Origin of the sequence: Micromonospora sp. (assembly GCF_048594385.1) — a bacterium.
In the GTDB taxonomy this organism is placed as follows: Bacteria; Actinomycetota; Actinomycetes; order Mycobacteriales; family Micromonosporaceae; genus Micromonospora; species Micromonospora wenchangensis.
In genome coordinates this window covers 1-2558 of record NZ_JBMDWU010000509.1, presented here as the reverse complement: position 1 = coordinate 2558, position 2558 = coordinate 1, and the positions used below count along the sequence as shown (strand labels likewise).

At 73.3% G+C, this 2558-nt stretch carries 2 protein-coding genes; both read left to right on the top strand.

The genetic code is table 11. The features are described 5' to 3' along the window. A partial coding sequence (locus ACOJTC_RS27245; protein ID WP_420119026.1) for a hypothetical protein occupies window positions 1-322 on the top strand: 322 nt, incomplete at its 5' end. Next, window positions 319-2558: Tex family protein (locus tag ACOJTC_RS27240; RefSeq protein WP_420119025.1), on the top strand; the 2240-nt coding region annotated here is incomplete at its 3' end. The genes ACOJTC_RS27245 and ACOJTC_RS27240, both read left to right, overlap by 4 nt.

The following is a 2558-nucleotide window of genomic DNA, read 5'->3' as shown; positions in this document are numbered from 1 at the left end:
CCCGGCCGCCGCACAATCTGCACCTCCCATGCCTGCATCCCCACCGTCCGCCCCGTCGCGCCGTTCCTGGCCGCGCCGCCTGTTCCGCGGCCTGGTGGCGCTGCTGCTGGTGCCGGTCCTGCTGTTCGAGGAATGGGGGTGGGAGCCGCTGGCGGCGCTGGTCGCACGGCTGGGCCGGCTGCCCGTCTGGGCCGCGCTGGAACGCGCGATCCGCCGGCTGCCGCGTCCCGCACCGGGTCACCGGCGGGGGTGGCACACCGCGTCGGGGGTGGGCGGCACAATGCAGCAGGGAACCCGAAACGAAGGCGGATCAACATCGTGACCCAGTCAGTCCATCAGCGGATCGCCGACGAGCTCGGCGTCGCCGAGCGCCAGGTGCGCGCGGCCGTGGAGCTGCTCGACGGCGGCGCGACCGTGCCGTTCATCGCCCGTTACCGCAAGGAGGCCACCGGCCTGCTCGACGACGCCCAGCTGCGCACCCTCGAGGAGCGGCTGCGCTACCTGCGGGAGCTGGACGAGCGGCGGGCCGCGGTGCTGGAGTCGATCCGCAGCCAGGGCAAGCTGGACGAGGCGCTGGAAGCGCAGATCATGGCGGCCGACTCGAAATCCCGGCTGGAGGACATCTACCTGCCCTACAAGCCCAAGCGGCGGACCCGGGCGCAGATCGCCCGGGAGGCCGGGCTGGAGCCGCTGGCCGAGACGCTGCTCGGCGACCCGACCCGGGACCCGAAGGAGACGGCCGCCGGGTTCGTCGACGCCGGGCGCGGGGTGGCCGACGCCGCCGCCGCGCTGGAGGGCGCGCGGGCCATCCTCATCGAGCGGTTCGCCGAGGACGCCGACCTGATCGGCGCCCTGCGCGAGCAGATGTGGTCGCGGGGCCGGCTGGTCGCCCGGGTACGCGACGGGCAGCAGGACACCGGCGCGAAGTTCGCCGACTACTTCGACTTCGCCGAGCCGTACCCGAAGCTGCCCTCGCACCGCATCCTGGCGATGTTCCGGGGCGAGAAGGAGGGCGTGCTCGACCTCACCATGGCCCCCGACGCCGAGGAGGACCCGGACGCCCCGCCCACCGGCCCGACCCGCTACGAGGCGGCCATCGCCGGCCGGTTCGGCATCAGCGACGCGGGCCGGCCCGCCGACCGGTGGCTGGCCGACACGGTGCGCTGGGCGTGGCGTACCCGGATCCTGATCCACCTCGGGGCCGACCTGCGGATGCGGTTGTGGCAGGCGGCCGAGGAGGAGGCGGTCCGGGTCTTCGCCACCAACCTGCGCGACCTGCTGCTCGCCGCCCCGGCCGGCAGCCGCGCCACGATGGGTCTCGACCCGGGTCTGCGGACCGGGGTGAAGGTGGCGGTGGTCGACGCCACCGGCAAGGTGGTCGCCACCGACACGATCTACCCGCACGAGCCACGTCGGCAGTGGGACGCCTCGATCGAGACGCTGGCCCGGCTGGCCGGGGCACACCGGGTGGAGCTGGTCGCGATCGGCAACGGCACCGCCAGCCGGGAGACCGACAAGCTCGCCGCCGACCTGATCAAGCGGTATCCGCAGCTCGGTCTGACCAAGGTGATGGTCTCCGAGGCCGGCGCGTCGGTCTACTCCGCCTCCGCGTACGCCTCGCAGGAACTGCCCACGTTGGACGTGTCGCTGCGCGGGGCGGTCTCCATCGCCCGCCGGCTCCAGGACCCGCTGGCCGAGCTGGTCAAGATCGACCCGCGCTCGATCGGCGTCGGCCAGTACCAGCACGACCTGTCCGAGGTGAAGCTGTCCCGCTCGCTGGACGCGGTGGTGGAGGACTGCGTCAACGGCGTCGGGGTGGACGTCAACACCGCCTCCGCCCCGCTGCTGACCCGGGTCTCCGGCATCGGTGCGGGCCTGGCCGAGAACATCGTGCTGCACCGGGACGCCAACGGTCCGTTCCGCACCCGCGCCGAGCTGAAGAAGGTGGCCCGGCTCGGGCCGAAGGCGTTCGAGCAGTGCGCCGGCTTCCTACGCATCCCCGGCGGCGACGACCCGCTCGACTCGTCCAGCGTGCACCCGGAGGCATACCCGGTGGTGCGTCGCATCCTGGCCAGCACCGGGCAGGACCTGCGCTCGCTGATCGGGAAGTCGGCCCTCCTGCGCGGCCTGCGGGCCACCGACTTCGTCGACGACACCTTCGGCCTGCCCACCGTCACCGACATCCTCGCCGAGCTGGAGAAGCCCGGCCGGGACCCGCGACCGGAGTTCCGCACCGCCACCTTCGTCGAGGGGGTGGAGAAGATCGGCGACCTCACCCCCGGGATGCTGCTGGAGGGCGTGGTCACCAACGTGGCCGCGTTCGGCGCGTTCGTCGACGTGGGCGTGCACCAGGACGGCCTGGTGCACGTCTCGGCGATGTCGCACACCTTCGTCAAGGACCCGCGCGACGTGGTGAAGTCCGGTGACGTGGTCCGGGTCAAGGTGCTCGACGTCGACGTGCCGCGCAAGCGGATCTCGTTGACCCTGCGGCTGGACGACGAGGTGCCGGCGGGCGGTGGCCGGCCGGCCACCGACGGGCAACGGCGCGAGCGCGGCAC